The sequence below is a fragment of the Pseudomonas sp. WS 5011 genome (genome assembly GCF_012985775.1).
GTDB classification, from domain to species: domain Bacteria; phylum Pseudomonadota; class Gammaproteobacteria; order Pseudomonadales; family Pseudomonadaceae; genus Aquipseudomonas; species Aquipseudomonas peli.
In genome coordinates, this window is the sequence record NZ_JAAQXA010000029.1 from 1 (window position 1) to 16,235 (window position 16,235).

The window sequence follows — 16,235 nt, forward strand, 5'->3', positions numbered from 1 at the left end:
TTGGGGTAAGAGCTTCGTTGGCGCATGGAAATCCCGGCGATAAGGGCTATCGCGTCCGCTTAAAAATACGCGGACACCATCGCCCTTAATGCTGGAGTTCGGAAGGTGAGTTGGCCGGACGCTTACCCAGCAGGTACTGCCGCTGCTGCCGCGTTACGTGTTTTCCGACCAGGTTAATACGCGTCTGCTGCCGGCCAAGCACGGCGACTCCAGCGGAGTGCGCGGAGCCGCCTGGCTGTGGAATGACGACCTCAGATAAGCAGCGTCCATACGGCAAACACCGCGTACCAGAACACCGCCGCCCGCACCAACAGCTGCCATAGGCCATCCAGACTGCTGACGCCGGCTTCGCCAATCACCGGCTCCGGAGTCTCGCCCGCCGCCCGTGCGGTGATGATCGCCAATTGGGCGGCGCTGATATCCCAACTGAGCAACTCATGCAGCAAGGCCCGACTGACGCCGGCAAAGTTGCCCACCAGAGCAAAGCTGGCCGCCAGCACCCGTACCGGCAACCAGTCGAAGCCATGACGGATCTGTACCGCAGCCTCACGCAGGGCCGGCTGAGTCGCCTGCTCACTGCTCAGGGCCACCAGGCGGTAAGCCAGCGCCGCCAACGGGCCGAGCAGCGCGTACCAGAAGATCACCGCAAAGAAACTCTGGTAGGCCTGCCACACCAGATGCCCCTGTACGCGCTGCAGCAACTCACCCTCTTCATCGGCTTCCAGCGCCAGGTCACGCCGCGCCACCAGGTAGGCGGCTTCGGCATCACCCCGTCGCCAGCTATCACGGAACGGCCCCAATGCCGCCAATAGATCGCCCCGTCCCAGGCTGTAGATCACTACCAGCAGGTGCACCGGCAAGGCCAGCCAGCCATAAGCCACCGGCTCCAGCACCAGTAAAACCACACCCAGCACCGCAACCGGTAACAGCACCAAAGCCGCCAGCGCCAGCCAGGGCTGCGAAGCAGTCAGCGCGTTACGTTCAGTGGCTGCCAGCAAGTGCAGCCAGGGGCCATCCTGTTGGATACGGGCGCGCCAGGCCGAAAACTTTTCAACCCATAACACCAGCAGTAGCACCAGAAAATTCATGTCAGCTCCTTGTCTTGCTGCAGCCCAAGGCGCAGCGCAGCCCAATCGAATGCCGGGCCCGGATCGGTCTTGCGCCCTGGCGCAATATCGCTATGACCACAGATCCGCTCTAGGGTGATAGCCGGATAAGCCGCCTGCAACTGTCGGGTCAAGGCAATCAGCGCCGCATATTGTTGTGCCGTAAACGGAATATCGTCGGTGCCCTCAAGCTCAATGCCCAGGGAAAAGTCATTGCAGTTCTCCCGCCCGGCAAATAGCGACTGCCCGGCATGCCAGGCGCGCTCGTTACAGGAAACGAACTGGGTAACAACACCATCGCGCTCGATCAGAAAATGCGCCGAGACCTGCATGCTGGCAATGCCGGCAAAATAGGGATGCTCAGCCGCATCCAGGCGGTTCTGAAAAAATGCCTGCACCTTGCCTGTGCCAAATTGCCCAGGCGGCAAGCTGATATTGTGAATCACCAGTAACGACACTTCACCCTGCGGGCGCGGGCTGAAGTTGGGGGACGGACAGTGCGCAATGCCATCACACCATCCACTGGAAGAGTCCAGCTGCATACAAAGCTCCTTGAACGAGCCCCCACTCTAGTGCAGCGACGAGCCAAGGCCAACTGCCGCACAAATGAAAACGCCGCCAGACAGAGCCCGGCGGCGTGATTCGTACAGCTCAGGCAGGGAGGAATCAGGCCCCCTTGAGTTTGCGCAGGTTGCCGATTACCGACTCCAGCGCGCGGTCAAACAGCAGCGCATCATCAAGCAGGCGAATGGCGCTGCGGCGGAACTCCACAGCCAACCCCATGCGGGTTTTCTCCAGCACCTTCATGCCGGTGCGGTTGACGAAGATGTACTTGCCGGTCGGTTTGATGATCGCGGCCAGCTTGCAACGCAGCTTGTGCTCTTCATCTTCCTGAAACTCGACCCAGCTGCCAACACGCAGGTTGTCGACTTGCTGCAGAGACTCGTCATCGTCCGGCAGGCTGGCCTCCGGCTCCAGCGAACGCAGCTCGCCTGGCGCCAGCAAAATGATTTCCTCGACCACCTCAACCATGGCCGGTTCTTCCACAGCCTCGGCAGCAGGCAGCTCCAGCAGCGGCAGCTCGATGCCGGCCTCCGCCAGTGCCGCGCGCTGCTGCTCATCGATCTCGACCAGTGGCTCGGCATCCGCTTCCGGGGCTTCCTCCGGCAGGCTGCGCTTGAAGCGCTGGAAGGCTTGCACGTGCAACGCTTCCAGCTGACTGAAGAACTCACCGGTAGAGAACGGATCAAACGCCGCACTGGCCATCCCTTCACGCAGCGCCTTGAGCAGCCCCGGCACCATTTCCAGCAAACGCATGCGCGCTTCCGGCTCTTCGTGCAGCTCCACACTCCAGACCAGATCATCCATGGTCGCCAGCGCAGCCTGCCATTCGGCCGACTCAACGCCATGCTTCAGACAGGTCAGCATCAGCACCTTGCTCCAGGCTTCCTGCAACAAACGCACTACTACTTCCGGCAGGGTCTTGCCGAGCAGCCGCTCGTTCAATGCCTGTTCGACTTCGCGGCGCGCCAGCGCAGCCTTGGCGCTACCCTCCTCGGCATCGCGGGTACGTTGTTCAAGCAACTCGCTGCGCCGACGCTCATCCCCGGTAAAGGCCAGGAAGTCCGCGAGTAACTCGGAGAAGATCAGCGGATCGTCAACGAAATCATTGAGCAAGCGTTGCACCACCTGCTCGATCTTCTGATACAGGCTATCGCGTTGTGCATCATCCTGCTCGCCCCAGCCCAATGCAGCAGAAGCGATTTCATTGAGCAGCCGGCGTGCCGGATGACTGCCACGGCTGAAGAAGGTCTTGTCGATGACCGCGACTTTCAGCATCGGGATCTGCAAACGACCAATCAGTGCCTTGAGCGAATCCGGCAGAGTGCGGTCATCGAGAATAAACTCGAAAAGCATCGACACCAGATTGATGACGTCTTCGTCAACCTCGCCCACCACGCGGGCTTTACCCGCCTTGGCACTGGCGCGGGTCAGCAGACCTTCCAGCTGCTCGCGCAGATCAAAATCATCACTGACCTGCGCCGGCGCCTTCTGCTGCATGTGCGAGAGCAGGCGCATCAAATCATTGGTCGAGATTGGCATGGCGTCAGCCGGCCGGTTACGCCGAGGTATCAGCGTACCGCGTGCCTGTGACAGCAGCTCCTGCAACGCGCCGAAGACCTCCTGCACGCTTTCATCAGCAAATTCGCCACTCAGCTCTGGCGCAGCATCCGCACGAGAACCGCCCGCAGGCGTACTAGCCCGCGACGGGTTACGCCGCACGGGCGCAGATTTCAGCTCAGGCAGAACACCTGCCGCAATCAAGGCTTGGTTGGCCTCGCCATACAATTGATCAAGGTCGCTGAGAACGTATTTCTCGAAAAGCTTGAGGATGATCAGCTTGACCCTGATTTCCACGCCCAGGCTGCTGCAGGCATCCAGGAAGAACTCACACAGGCAGGTCGGGCCGACCGGGTTGCTCTTGTCGTCCAGCTTCTTGCTGACCATGGCGTTGAAGCGCGTGGTCAGGTGGCTGAGCGCTGCACCGTCGCGGCTCATCACCTTGGCGACCATCGAATCCAGCGCCACCGACTCTTCCAGCGCATCGTTCTGCACCAGCGACAGGCTGTCGAACGACACCGCATCCAAGGGTGCAGGTTTACCAATTTCGTATTGATTAAGGGTGGCGAAGGCTTCAAACACCTTCTGCAGGAAGCCGCGCTCGATGTTCTTGCGCTTCAGGCGCAGGTCGCGCATGGCCTCGAAAAAAGCATTCTGCTCAGCATTGCTGGTGGCCCGATCCGCCATCTCGAACAGCGTATCGTCGGCATTGTCGAACAGCGCCTGCAACGCTGTTTTCAGCTGTTGCGCCGCTTTATCCCGCACATTTGTCAGCGCCACAGGCAGTCTTCCTACCGGCGAAGTGGGCGATTGCTCAGGGACCACCTTGCTCAGGTGAACCACATTCGCATCAGTCTTCATTGCGAGTCTCCTGCAGACTGCCCCTCTTGGGCGAACCGATCTGCACAGCGATCAACTGAGCGTCATCCGTAACGTCAAAGGCCTGGCGTCAACAATTTTAAAAAGTAAAGCCATTATAGGGATGCACGCACACATACCAAGCTGACTTTTCTTCCAGACATGACCCAGGTCACAGATGTAGCGCTACAGCCTCCCAACGGTTATCTGCGCACGACCAACGCAACCCTTCCTCGAACACTGGCCGCACACAACTCACAAAGAACCTTCATCAGCATAGCGCTACAGCGCCTGGTGAACAGCGGCAAAGACTGCGCAAATAGCCATCAATCCCTATAATCGGCGCATTCTGCTGACTGGAGCTCATCATGCCTAACCTTATCCTCGCCGACCTCGCCCACGAAATCGAGGCCAACGTGCGCCGCGCACTGGCAGAGGATATTGGTAGCGGCGATATCACCGCCCAGCTGATCCCCGCCGAGCGCCTGGCCCACGCCAAAGTGATCACCCGCGAAGCAGCGGTCATCTGTGGCACCGCCTGGGTGGATGCGGTGTTTCGCCAACTCGACGACCGCGTCAGCGTGCACTGGCACGTTCAGGACGGCCAGCGCGCCGAGCCCAACCAAGTGCTGTTTGAGCTGGAGGGCCCCGCCCGCGCCCTGCTCAGCGGCGAACGCAGCGCCCTGAACTTCCTGCAAACCCTCTCCGCCGTCGCCACCCGCTGCCAGCACTATGCCGACCTGGTGCAAGGCACCGCCGTAAAACTGCTCGACACCCGCAAAACCCTGCCTGGCCTACGCCTGGCGCAGAAATACGCCGTGACTCAGGGCAGCTGCCACAACCACCGCATCGGCCTGTATGACGCCTTCCTTATTAAGGAAAACCACATCGCAGCATGCGGCGGCATCGCCCAAGCCGTAACTGCTGCTCACAAGATTGCCCCAGGCAAGCCGGTGGAAGTTGAAGTAGAAAGCCTGGAAGAACTGCGCCAGGCACTCGACGCCGGGGCGGACATCATCATGCTGGACGAGCTAAGCCTGGACGAAATGCGCCGAGCCGTCGCCCTCACCCAAGGCCAGGCCAAACTGGAAGCCTCGGGCGGGGTAAACGAAAACACCTTGCGTGCAATTGCCGAGACGGGCGTGGACTATGTATCGATTGGTACCCTGACCAAGGATGTGAGGGCAGTGGATCTTTCGATGCGACTGGCTCTGTAACCAATCAGAGTGACAACAGCGCACTTAGCGCGCGGTTTGTTCCAAAATTTTGAAGAACACAGTCTCCAACGACACGGCCGGTTTGATCGTCACCAGATGACCGCCCACGCTATTGAGCTGAGCGATAAAGGCCGGTAGATCTGCTTGCGACAACTCGCACTCAAACTCCATCTCACGCAACTGCTTGCACCCCTCAAGCAGGGGCTGTTGCGCATTGAAGCGCACCAACATCTGATCGACGCGCTCAGCTGCAAGCTCGCGCGGTGAACGCACTGTCAGCAACTCGCCTTTATTGATAAAGCCAAAGCGATCGGCAATACGCTCAACGTCATGCAAAACATGGGAAGTAAAGAAGATCGCCCCGCCTTGCTGCTTGTACTCCGTAAGGATATCCACCACATCCTTGCGCCCCACAGGGTCGAGGCCGGACAACGGCTCATCCAAAACCAGCAACTTAGGCTGCACCACCATCGCATGAGCCAGTGCAACACGCTGCACATTACCCTTGGAGAGTTCGCGGATACGTCGCTTGGCATTCTGCGCAACAGAAAAACGCTCCAACCACTGCATACACCAAGCATCTGCATCTTTGCGCTTGATGCCGTACATGGACAGGCCCATACGCAGGATTTCCAGCGGAGTAAATTGCTCATACAGCGCAGGGGATTCAGGCACAAAGGCTAACGGCTGCCGCGCCTCAGCGCGCCGCGCATTCACACCGTAGATACGCACCTTGCCCTGATAGTCATTGATAATGTCGAGCATCACCTTGATGGTGGTGGATTTGCCGGCACCGTTAGGGCCAACAAAGCCAAATACTTCACCCTCGGCCAGGTCAAAGCTGACATCGCGCAATGCCTGAACTTCTTTACCTTTGCTGCGAAAAGTATGACTGACGCCAGTGAACTCAAGAACTGCTGACACTACCGCTCCTCCACACCAGCGACCTTCAGCTTCTTCAGCACAAAGCGCCCGTCGATAAACTCATAACCCAGCTTTAGTGGGTCCTCGGGAAACGCGACTAACAAACCCCGCTCAATTAACTGCTCGGGAGCAGCGAGGGACTGGCCAACCTGTTCCTCGAAACGGCGCTGAGCCTCACGCAACGCCACCAACCCCTGCAGGCGCTGCACACGCTTAGCCAGCATCGCTTTTAACTTGGGGTCCGACGCCTGATCATGCTCGCCTTGCAAGAACTCAAGGGCGAGGCGCTCATCCTGAACCTGCTCGGCTTTAAGCATAATGGCAAACTTGCGAAAGCCTGCCGAATTCGCCGTGGCACGCGAAGCAGCCTCCTCAAGATAAAGAGCGGCAACCTCAACATCGCGCTCAAAAAAGAACTTATTAAAGCCATAGAAGAAAGGCGGGTACTCATCCCAAAAGCGACACGCACTGGCGCGGCGCAATACCTCACTACCCTCACGCTCCGCGCCACCCCAGGTAAGTAAACCATTGGCCAAATAATAATTATCTTCATGGCAGGGGTTGAGTTCGGCCACCTCTTGCTGGGCCCGAATCAGATAATCGGTGCCCGCCCCCCCCGAACCCACCCCGGTGGCTGCAAGGCGCATGACTTCTAGATTTGCAGCCAAAAACCGATCGCCACCGAATAACCCCAGCAGTACTGGTGCGGCTACAACCACACGCCCCTCAGCAACCACCACCACAGGTGAAGGGGTACGGACACGCCACTGTAAAGCGGCGGAGTACATTGCAAGCCCCAACAAAGAAAGCAATAACGGCCAATAACGGCGAACAAACATAATCAGGCGAAATGCTTGCGCTGTAGCGCACTGAGCGCCAGCGCCAGCAGGGCGACAGCATAACCAACACTGCCTAGCAACAACAAAAACCAGTCAGAGGGAAGAAACTCCGCCCTATCGTAGAGCGCCAACATTCTCACATCCAACGCCCCCAAATCCGGCAGCAAGTACCCCAAAACGCCAAGACCGGCGCGATACCCCTCAGCATTATCGACCACCCCAGCATCGCGACTGAGCAAATCTATGATCGCACCATATGAGCGTGCAACCAACATAAAGCCAAAGGTGCCGATCAGGACAAAACTAGAGGTCGACGCTACCACAGCAAGCAAACAGGCTAACGCTGTAAGCAGCAGCAAATCCACCCCAAGGAATGCAATAGTAAGCAGATAGTACCCACCTAGAGCAACAGGCGTGCCTTGCGCATAACCTTTCTCAACCAGCAAAACCAAAAGAGCTAATAGCAGCGCCATTACCAGCAGCAAACCAATAGTCAAAATAGCTACGGAAAAGAAACGCTCGAATAAAAAGACATGCCGTGAGCGCGGATAGGCTAGGGTATTAAGAAAGTAGCGCCGCTCAAACTCATGCGACAACAACTCCTGCGCCATCAGTACAAGCACCAAGGGCAGCACCAACCGCATAACCGACAAACCGACGTCCAGAGCCACCGTAGCAGACTGGCGACCACTGAATTGGCCAGCAAGCAAGACAGCCAAAGAAAGGATTAACAAAGAGCAGCCAGCAACCCAAAAATAACGCATACGAAAAGCAAGAAAAACACCAACAAAAGAGCCAGAAAAGCGTAACGTTAACAAATATTAGCACCTTCGCTTAAAAACAACTCACCACGCCCAATCAACAACCACACTTAAGCAAGCTTAACTTCAGGTGGAGAGGCATCCCTCCCCACCTAAAAGTCAATTACTGAGTAAGCTTGGTACCTGCAGCTGAAGCTGCATTCGCACTATTACAATCTGTGTTTGGATACACTGGCAATACAGTACCAGCACCAGTAGTTGCAGTATTCATTACTGCACCAGAAGCTGTAACCATTACGATAGGATCATCCTGAGTACAGATCTGAGGATCCTGCGCCGTAGCACCGGCTACACAAGTAACCTTAGCAACTTGACGCGAGCTTTTACGACCAGCCGTGTGGCAAGTCGACAGCCCAATTTCATCCGCATCAACTGCCGCACCAGCCTGAACGCCATTACTCAAGTTGATACGCACATTCTCTGTCAGCAGCGTGGTGTCCGTTGTTTTAATAATCATCTGACCTGTAGTAGCGTCCATAACTACAGGAGCAGCGAAAGCGGACATACTTGCCGCCATTGCAAAAACGAAGGAAGTGATTTTTTTCATAATGATCTCCAATAACCAAGTTAGCGCAAAGAAGAAATGACTGCTGTTATACCATTTTTTGCATCCGCCAACGAAGTCGCGTCATTCGCCTTAGCGCGATAGTCATTGAATTGTGGAATAGCAATTGCAGCCAAAATACCGATAATCGCGATAACAATCATCAGCTCGATCAGGGTAAAACCTTTTTGTTTCTTGAGAGACTTCATGGACAAGCTCCTATTGGGTTAAGGTCAGCGACCTGCAGAAGCTATAGCACAGCGCATGCCAATTACTGACAGCCAGCCCCTTAGCCGTAAAGCAGCCCGCTACCATAGCGGGTACGCGCCTCGAAAGGGCAGCAACTGCCGTTTTTTGTCACATCGCCACACCCAGCTTGGGCTACTGCTTAATTTGAGCTATAAAACAACGACTCAACCTAGCAAGAAGCCCCCTAAACATCATGAGCGAAGCCCCTAACCTGACCGGCCTGGCCCGACAACTGGTCAACGCTGAACTACTAAGCGAAAGCGCTGCCTCACAAGCTCAAGCGCAAGCGCTACGCAATAAAATCCCGCTCGTTTCTTATCTGGTGCAGAACAAACTGACCACCAGCAAGGCAGTTGCTGAAGTCGCCGCCGAACAATTTGGTGTGCCGTTCTGCGACCTCACCGCTATAGAGAAAGACAGCCAACCTCGCGATCTAATCAGTGAAAAGCTGGTTCGCCAGCACCGGGTTATTCCGCTATTTCGTCGCGGCAATAAGCTATTTGTTGGTGTCTCGGACCCGACCAATCACCAAGCGGTTACCGATGTACAGTTCTCCACCGGTTTAACCACCGAACCCTTGCTGGTTGAAGACGACAAGCTGACCGATGCCATCGAAAAATTCTTCGACACCGCCAATAGCGGCATGGAAGAACTGGGCGATGTCGACCTCGACGGCGTGGATGTCGAAGCTGTAAATGATGACAATCAGGACAACAACGACGGCAACTCATCAGACGACGCCCCCGTAGTACGTTTTGTGCACAAGATGCTGCTCGATGCGATCAAAAAGGGCTCATCCGACCTGCACTTTGAGCCCTACGAGAAAACCTACCGCGTACGCTTCCGCACCGACGGTATTCTTCAAGAAATTGCGCGCCCCCCCATCCAGTTGGCACCACGCATTTCTGCCCGCCTCAAGGTCATGGCCGGCCTGGATATTTCAGAGCGACGCAAGCCGCAGGATGGGCGCATAAAAATGCGTATCTCCAAAAACAAATCCATCGACTTTCGCGTAAGCACCTGCCCAACCCTATGGGGCGAGAAGATCGTAATGCGGATTCTTGACTCGGCCAGCGCACAGATGGGTATCGACGCTCTAGGCTATGAAGAGTCGCAAAAAGACCTGTATATGACCGCCCTCAAGCAACCGCAGGGCATGATCTTGGTAACAGGGCCTACTGGCTCCGGCAAAACTGTTTCGCTCTACACCGGCCTAAATATTCTCAACACCGTTGACGTGAATATTTCTACCGCTGAAGACCCGGTTGAAATCAACCTGGAAGGGATCAACCAGGTCAACGTTAACCCCAAGCAGGGCATGGACTTTACTGCAGCCCTGAAAGCCTTCCTGCGCCAGGATCCGGACATCATCATGGTGGGGGAGATCCGCGACCTGGATACCGCATCTATTGCGGTAAAGGCAGCACAAACCGGGCATATGGTGATGTCAACCCTGCACACCAACAGCGCTGCGGAAACCCTGACTCGCTTGCGCAATATGGGCGTGCCGTCGTTCAACATCGCCACCTCGGTCAACCTGATCATCGCCCAGCGTCTGGCACGCAAGCTGTGCAGCCACTGCAAAAAAGAAGTGAAAATCCCTCGCGAAGCCCTGCTTGAAGAAGGCTTCCCGGCCGACAAAGTCGACACACTCAAGCTTTATGGCCCTGTAGGCTGTGAAAACTGTAACGGTGGCTATAAAGGCCGTGTCGGAATATATGAAGTGGTTAAAAACACGCCGGCCCTGCAGCGGATTATCATGGAGGAAGGTAACTCCATCGATATTTCCGTACAAATGCGTAAAGACGGCTTCAATGACCTGCGCACCTCCGCTTTACTGAAAGCAATGCAGGGCATCACTAGCCTTGAAGAAGTCAACCGTGTGACCAAGGATTAAGCCATGGCGGCCAAAGCTCCAAGCATCAGCACCTTTGCGTGGGAAGGTACCGATAAAAAAGGTGCAAAGATCAAGGGTGAAATCAACGGCCAGAACCCGGCCTTGGTCAAAGCGCAGCTGCGTAAACAAGGTATCAATCCGCTTAAGGTCAAGAAGAAACCCAAGCCGCTCTTCAGTGCTGGCAAGAAGATCAAACCCATGGACATCGCCCTGTTTACTCGGCAGATGGCAACCATGATGAAGGCCGGTGTTCCGCTGTTGCAATCCTTCGATATTATCGGCGAGGGCTTCGATAATCCGAAAATGCGCACACTGATTAATGACGTTAAACAGGAGGTCGCAGCGGGCAATAGCTTTGCTGCCTCGCTGCGCACCCGGCCGCAATATTTTGATGATCTGTATTGCAACCTCGTGGACTCCGGCGAGCAATCCGGTGCCCTGGAAACCCTGCTGGACCGAATCGCCACCTATAAGGAAAAGACCGAAGCGCTGAAAGCCAAGATCAAAAAGGCCATGACCTACCCTATTTCGGTACTGGTCGTAGCAGTCATCGTCACGGCAATCCTTTTGATCAAGGTGGTTCCGCAGTTCGAAAGTGTGTTTGCTGGTTTTGGCGCAGAGCTCCCGGCATTTACTCAGGTCGTGGTGAATATGTCGCGAGGCTTACAGGAGTGGTGGTACCTCTTCATACTTGCTTTCTTTGTAATTGGCTTTACGTTTAAAGAGGCGCACAAGCGTTCTGAAAAATTCCGTGATTTTTTAGATCGCACCCTACTCAAAGCCCCCATTATTGGCGACATCCTCTACAAATCCGTAGTGGCACGCTTTGCTCGTACGCTGTCTACTACGTTTTCGGCGGGTGTTCCTCTAGTGGAAGGCCTGCAATCAGTTGAAGGGGCTGCCGGCAACGTCGTTTTCCGGCAAGCAGTGGCCAAAATCCGCAACGATGTATCGTCTGGCACCCAGCTCAACTTCTCCATGCGCACTACCGGCGTATTCCCCAGCATGGCCATACAGATGACAGCAATCGGTGAAGAGTCCGGCTCACTGGATGAAATGCTGGACAAGACAGCCGAGTATTACGAGGCCGAAGTGGATAACGCTGTAGACAACCTCACGACACTGATGGAACCGCTGATTATGTCGGTACTCGGGGTTCTGGTCGGTGGTTTGATCATTGCCATGTACCTGCCGATCTTCCAACTCGGCGCAGTGGTTGGCTAATTTATGATCCTCGACTTTCTGGCCGGCAATTTGCCGGCCTTTGTTTGTGTAGGCCTGCTGCTCGGTCTTTTAATTGGCAGCTTTCTCAACGTGGTGGTTTACCGCTTACCCATCATGATGCAGCGGGGCTGGCGCGAGCAGGCCCGTGAGATATTAGAGCTGCCTGCCGAGCCTCAGACCGCAACATTCAATTTGGTATTGCCCAACTCAAGCTGCCCGCACTGCGCCCATGAAATAAAGCCTTGGGAAAACATTCCGGTTATCAGCTTTCTGTTTCTGCGCGGTAAGTGTTCTAGCTGCAAAGCGCCTATCAGCATGCGCTACCCACTGGTTGAGCTGAGCTGCGGCTTGTTGTCAGCCTTTATAGCCTGGCACTTCGGTTTTACCTGGCAGGCGGGCGCGATGCTGCTGTTGACCTGGGGGCTGCTGGCGATGAGCTTGATCGATGTCGATCATCAGCTGCTGCCGGACTCGCTGGTGCTACCGCTGCTGTGGCTCGGTTTGATTGCCAATAGCTTTGGTCTGTTTACCAGCCTGGAAGATGCGCTGTGGGGCGCGATTGCCGGCTACTTGAGCCTGTGGTCGGTGTACTGGCTGTTCAAGCTGGTAACCGGCAAGGAAGGCATGGGCTATGGCGACTTCAAGCTGCTGGCCCTGCTCGGCGCCTGGGGTGGTTGGCAGGTATTGCCGTTGACGATATTGCTGTCGTCGTTGGTTGGTGCGGTACTGGGCCTGATTATGCTGCGCTTGCGTAATGCGGAAACCAGCACGCCGATCCCCTTCGGCCCTTATCTGGCGATTGCCGGTTGGATTGCCTTGCTCTGGGGTGAGCAAATCACCGCCAACTATCTGCAGATTGCCGGTTTCTAAGCTTTTGTAGGAGCCCGCTAGCTGTGGTTCGGCACTCCGACGATGTAGTTATCGCCAGCAACTTAGCCCGTATGCAATTCGCGCAATCCATCCCGGATTGCATCCGGGCTACGGCACTGTAGGGCGCAACGGCTCCGACAATGCGCGCAAAACGACCGCGTTCGCCAGCAGCCAAGCAGCTGCACTACAATCGCGCCCCTGGATGACCGACACGAGCGCGCACCTTGACGACAAAACCCTGGATTCTCGGCCTTACCGGCGGCATTGGCAGCGGCAAGAGCGCCGTGGCCCAGCACTTTATCGACCTGGGCGTGCACCTGGTCGATGCCGACCATGCGGCGCGCTGGGTAGTTGAGCCAGGCACGCCGGCGCTGGCCAAGATCACCGAGCACTTCGGCAGCGATGTGTTACAGGCCGATGGCCAGTTGGATCGCACCGCATTGCGCAGCCGGATTTTTGCCGATGCCAATGAGCGGCGCTGGCTCGAAGCCCTGCTGCATCCGCTGATCGGCCAGGAAATTATCCAATACCTGGCGCGGGCAGAATCACCTTACGCCATTCTGGTTTCGCCGCTGCTGGTTGAGTCAGGCCAACACAAGTTGACCCAGCGCATACTGGTGGTGGACGCCCCCGAGCAGCTGCAAATGCAGCGCACCATGGCCCGTGACCAGAGCTCCAGCGAGCAAGTACAGGCCATTCTCAAGGCCCAGGCCAGCCGTGAGGAACGCCTGCGCCACGCCCATGACGTGCTGCTCAATGATCAAGATCTGCATTGGTTGCAAGCCGAAGTGGAGCGACTCCACACCTTTTACCTGAGCCTACGCGGAGGCCAAGCATGAGTACGCCAACCCTAGTCGCCTGCCCCACCTGCAGCGCACCCGTCGAGTGGGGCCCGCAAAGCCCGAACCGGCCTTTCTGCTCCGAACGCTGCAAGCTGATCGATCTCGGCGCCTGGGCCTCGGAAGAACACGCGATTGCCGGCAACCCATTGGAGGATGATGTGTTCTCTGGCGAACTGCCGCCGCGTGGGCACTAACAGACTGTTGAGACGGTCACGCTGAGTTGGCTGTTGTGACTGTGGAAGCGGGCTTGCCCACACATCGAGATTAAGCAAAAGCATCTCGGGCATGGCCCGCTCCTACAGAGATCGCAGAACTCGCCCGCATTGCTGACAATCCCATACAGGCTCTGTGGGAGGGACTTTAGCCGCGATTGCCTAGAAGCTGCGCCCCAATCGCGGCCAAAGCCCCCTCCCACGAAAAGCGGCAGATCATTCTGTGGCGCGGCACCAGGTCATCATGGCCGCATAAAACTGTAGTCGCGCTCGTCATCCAAGTTTTCCGCGAGAAACTGCAGTTCTGCGGCTAGATCCGCCGCACTTCGCCCGCACCGACTACGCTCTATCACGGCACTGAGCAACGCTCGCAGCGCCATAGCCTGATCAAAACCCTGCGCCTCGACTCCCTGCAAGCTCTGCTCGATTGCCTGCCTTGCCCATTGATGCACGCCCATATCACGCCCTCTCTGTTGGTAGATGAAAGATCGCGCATCGTCCTTCGCGCAACTTGATCTGAATCAACCTGCGCAACGCAATCGAAACGCTGAAGGGCGCGCCATCAGCGCGGCAGATCATCATCCTTCCAAGGCGCAGCCAGATAACGCGTACGGTTGAAGGTCTCCAGCCAGTCTGGATAGAACACCACCAACGCAGTTACCAGCATGCCGTTGATAAAAGCCTCGGGGAAAATCACCAGCCAGAGATAGCCGATAAAATCCTCCAGCCAGGGCGGCATTGGGAACAGCCCATCAACCCAAAGCACCGTGAAGGCGGCGGCGATACACAGCAATGCCGCTAGCGCCGCCGCGAAAAAGCCACTGCAGAAGATGTAGACGAACAAATTACGCGGCTGTTTTTTCTCGACCCAGAGCGCACAGACCTCGGTCACCCACACAGGAATCACCACCAGCAGCACGCCGTTAACCCCCAGCGCAGCAAGGTCCTGCCGGCCGAGCGCCAGCAAGCCCAGCTGCGCAATAAGCCCCACCAGCATGGCCAGCGGCCAATCCAGCAGCAAGGTGACCGCCGTCATGCCGATAAAGTGATAGGACAACCCAGAGTCGAAGTCCCGCCGCACAAGCCACAGCATAAACAGCGCCAGCGCCGTGCCAGCGAACAGATGCTGGCGGCGCAGATCACTGCACAGCTCGACCCAGGGCGCACGCCAGATCGCCCAGCACAGCAGCGGCAGATAGATCAGCCAACCTAACACCTGACTGGTAGACGACAATACGTGCGCGGCAATCATGCGGAACACCCCCCAAGCAATAGTGACCGACTTGCGCAGTCTACAACTGCGGCCTCCAGCAACAAATGAAAAGCCCGCAACAACCGTCGCAGAGGGGTACCAACAACCCAACCGCGCAGGCTAAGCTGAGCCCATGGATGACTCAGATTACCTGCGCCTGCTGACGCATCAGGCCGAACAAGCCAACGCCTTTCTCTCCAACGCGCGCAAGTGGGAACGCGAGCGCTGGGTCTGCCAGCGCCTGCTACAGGCGTTGAATGTCAGCCACCGCCTGGATGAATTCAGCGCCGCAGGCCATGAGCCGCCTGACGTGCTGTTCCGCGAGGCGAGCTTTGAAGTGTTCTTCGTCCTCGATGAGGGTCGCCGCCTGAATGATGAATGGCGCGCCGAACTGGAGCGGCGACGCAGTGCGTTTTCCCTCAGCCAACTGGTGCGCCGCGAAGCCAAACCACGGCGCATCGCCGCCGCCGAGTTGCAACAACGGTTGACGCCGACCCTACGCAAGAAAGCCCACAACTATAAAGAGCGCGGCCTCGATCTGGGCGAACTGGACCTGCTTGCTTACGTCAATCTGAAACGCGCCGTGCCGGATTTCAATAGCCACTTCCCGCCGCCGACCGAGTTTCTCCGCCAGGGTTGGCGCTCGCTATCACTGGTGGGGCCAACCTTTGCGCGCGTGCTGTTCGCCCATCCGGACGCTCCAGATTTTCTGCGCAACAACCTTGGCCGCTCCGTACTCTTCGATGTGGGCATCAGCCTGTGAGCCCTTTGCACGAACTGCTCGCAGCCGTGCCGCAACAAGGCTGTGTACGCTGGATAGGCGTGCGCCCCGCATCGCGAGCAACGATGATTGAATTGGACGCCGTGGAAGCGCGCCGTGAAGCAGGCCTCACCGGCGACCACAGCCGGCCGGGGCCGCGCAATGCCAGGCAGGTCACCCTAATTCAATGGGAACACCTCGCGGTGATAAGCGCATTAATGGGTCGTCCTACCGAACAGCCGATCAACCCGATTGAACTGCGGCGCAATATCGCCATAAGCGGCATCAACCTGTTCAGCCTCAAGGGCCGACGCTTCCGCCTCGGCCAGGCGATACTGGAAACCACCGGCTGGTGCCAACCCTGCGCCAAGCTGGAAGAACGCCTAGGGCTTGGCACCTTTCAGGCCATGCGCGGCCACGGCGGTATTACCGCGCGCGTGCTACAAGGGGGCATTATTCGCTTGAATGACGCCCTGCGCGTTGAGCCTTTATAAGTCGC

The 16,235-nt window shown here is 57.0% G+C and carries 18 protein-coding genes; 8 read left to right on the plus strand and 10 right to left on the minus strand.

Annotation, left to right across the window (positions count from 1 at the left end):
• Nucleotides 1–251 precede the first annotated feature (251 nt).
• The 3 genes from ampE to HBN63_RS19915 form a co-directional block, all read right to left on the minus strand.
• Nucleotides 252–1,088: a regulatory signaling modulator protein AmpE gene (ampE, locus tag HBN63_RS19905; RefSeq protein WP_170050611.1), complete on the minus strand. Its 837-nt coding sequence runs from the start codon at nucleotides 1,086–1,088 to the stop codon at nucleotides 252–254.
• The gene (ampD, locus tag HBN63_RS19910) at nucleotides 1,085–1,648 is read right to left on the minus strand and encodes a 1,6-anhydro-N-acetylmuramyl-L-alanine amidase AmpD (RefSeq protein WP_170050612.1); all 564 of its coding nucleotides are present in this window, start codon (nucleotides 1,646–1,648) and stop codon (nucleotides 1,085–1,087) included. Before ampD ends, ampE begins: the two co-directional genes overlap by 4 nt.
• A 124-nt stretch (nucleotides 1,649–1,772) precedes the next feature.
• The gene (locus HBN63_RS19915; RefSeq protein ID WP_170050613.1) at nucleotides 1,773–4,088 is read right to left on the minus strand and encodes a DUF1631 domain-containing protein; all 2,316 of its coding nucleotides are present in this window, start codon (nucleotides 4,086–4,088) and stop codon (nucleotides 1,773–1,775) included.
• A 365-nt stretch (nucleotides 4,089–4,453) separates the two neighbouring features.
• Here HBN63_RS19915 and nadC point away from each other — a divergent pair, with 365 nt between their 5' ends.
• Nucleotides 4,454–5,302 carry a carboxylating nicotinate-nucleotide diphosphorylase gene (gene nadC / locus HBN63_RS19920; RefSeq protein WP_170050614.1) on the plus strand — a complete coding sequence of 283 codons (849 nt, stop codon included), beginning with the start codon at nucleotides 4,454–4,456 and terminating at the stop codon, nucleotides 5,300–5,302.
• Nucleotides 5,303–5,326: 24 nt separating this feature from the next.
• On the opposite strand, the gene HBN63_RS19925 is transcribed toward nadC, so the two are convergent.
• From HBN63_RS19925 to HBN63_RS22110, 5 genes are all read right to left on the minus strand, one after another.
• On the minus strand, nucleotides 5,327–6,226 hold the full coding sequence (locus HBN63_RS19925; protein ID WP_170050615.1) for an ABC transporter ATP-binding protein: 900 nt from the start codon (nucleotides 6,224–6,226) through the stop codon (nucleotides 5,327–5,329).
• Nucleotides 6,226–7,065: a hypothetical protein gene (locus tag HBN63_RS19930; protein ID WP_170050616.1), complete on the minus strand. Its 840-nt coding sequence runs from the start codon at nucleotides 7,063–7,065 to the stop codon at nucleotides 6,226–6,228. Before HBN63_RS19930 ends, HBN63_RS19925 begins: the two co-directional genes overlap by 1 nt.
• Before the next feature lie 2 nt (nucleotides 7,066–7,067).
• Complete coding sequence (locus tag HBN63_RS19935) at nucleotides 7,068–7,883, minus strand: hypothetical protein (protein ID WP_262499062.1); 816 nt, start codon at nucleotides 7,881–7,883, stop codon at nucleotides 7,068–7,070.
• A gap of 106 nt (nucleotides 7,884–7,989) precedes the next feature.
• Nucleotides 7,990–8,433, minus strand: a complete 444-nt coding sequence (locus HBN63_RS19940) for a hypothetical protein (RefSeq protein WP_170050617.1) — start codon at nucleotides 8,431–8,433, stop codon at nucleotides 7,990–7,992.
• Between the two features lie 20 nt (nucleotides 8,434–8,453).
• Entirely contained in the window at nucleotides 8,454–8,639 is a 186-nt protein-coding gene (locus HBN63_RS22110) for a prepilin-type N-terminal cleavage/methylation domain-containing protein (RefSeq protein WP_170050618.1), read from the minus strand.
• A gap of 233 nt (nucleotides 8,640–8,872) precedes the next feature.
• Between HBN63_RS22110 and pilB the strand changes: the two genes are divergently transcribed.
• The 5 genes from pilB (at nucleotide 8,873) to yacG (ending at nucleotide 13,706) form a co-directional block, all read left to right on the plus strand.
• Nucleotides 8,873–10,576, plus strand: a complete 1,704-nt coding sequence (pilB, locus tag HBN63_RS19950) for a type IV-A pilus assembly ATPase PilB (RefSeq protein ID WP_170050619.1) — start codon at nucleotides 8,873–8,875, stop codon at nucleotides 10,574–10,576.
• Between the two features lie 3 nt (nucleotides 10,577–10,579).
• Nucleotides 10,580–11,800, plus strand: coding sequence for a type II secretion system F family protein (locus HBN63_RS19955; RefSeq protein ID WP_170050620.1), 1,221 nt, complete (start codon nucleotides 10,580–10,582; stop codon nucleotides 11,798–11,800).
• Nucleotides 11,801–11,803: 3 nt separating this feature from the next.
• The gene (locus tag HBN63_RS19960; RefSeq protein ID WP_170050621.1) at nucleotides 11,804–12,670 is read left to right on the plus strand and encodes an A24 family peptidase; all 867 of its coding nucleotides are present in this window, start codon (nucleotides 11,804–11,806) and stop codon (nucleotides 12,668–12,670) included.
• 224 nt (nucleotides 12,671–12,894) lie between these two features.
• Nucleotides 12,895–13,509, plus strand: a complete 615-nt coding sequence (coaE, locus tag HBN63_RS19965; RefSeq protein ID WP_170050622.1) for a dephospho-CoA kinase — start codon at nucleotides 12,895–12,897, stop codon at nucleotides 13,507–13,509.
• Nucleotides 13,506–13,706, plus strand: a complete 201-nt coding sequence (gene yacG / locus HBN63_RS19970; protein WP_170050623.1) for a DNA gyrase inhibitor YacG — start codon at nucleotides 13,506–13,508, stop codon at nucleotides 13,704–13,706. Before coaE ends, yacG begins: the two co-directional genes overlap by 4 nt.
• Nucleotides 13,707–13,966: 260 nt before the next feature.
• Here the strand turns inward: yacG and HBN63_RS22035 are convergent, their stop codons facing one another.
• Entirely contained in the window at nucleotides 13,967–14,182 is a 216-nt protein-coding gene (locus HBN63_RS22035; RefSeq protein WP_262499063.1) for a hypothetical protein, read from the minus strand.
• A 104-nt stretch (nucleotides 14,183–14,286) separates the two neighbouring features.
• Nucleotides 14,287–14,976 carry an energy-coupling factor ABC transporter permease gene (locus tag HBN63_RS19975; protein WP_170050624.1) on the minus strand — a complete coding sequence of 230 codons (690 nt, stop codon included), beginning with the start codon at nucleotides 14,974–14,976 and terminating at the stop codon, nucleotides 14,287–14,289.
• Between the two features lie 133 nt (nucleotides 14,977–15,109).
• On the opposite strand from HBN63_RS19975, the gene HBN63_RS19980 reads away from it, so the two are divergent.
• Both HBN63_RS19980 and HBN63_RS19985 read left to right on the plus strand, forming a co-directional pair.
• Complete coding sequence (locus tag HBN63_RS19980; RefSeq protein WP_160013159.1) at nucleotides 15,110–15,739, plus strand: DUF1780 domain-containing protein; 630 nt, start codon at nucleotides 15,110–15,112, stop codon at nucleotides 15,737–15,739.
• The gene (locus HBN63_RS19985; RefSeq protein ID WP_090249328.1) at nucleotides 15,736–16,230 is read left to right on the plus strand and encodes an MOSC domain-containing protein; all 495 of its coding nucleotides are present in this window, start codon (nucleotides 15,736–15,738) and stop codon (nucleotides 16,228–16,230) included. Before HBN63_RS19980 ends, HBN63_RS19985 begins: the two co-directional genes overlap by 4 nt.
• Nucleotides 16,231–16,235: the final 5 nt, after the last annotated feature.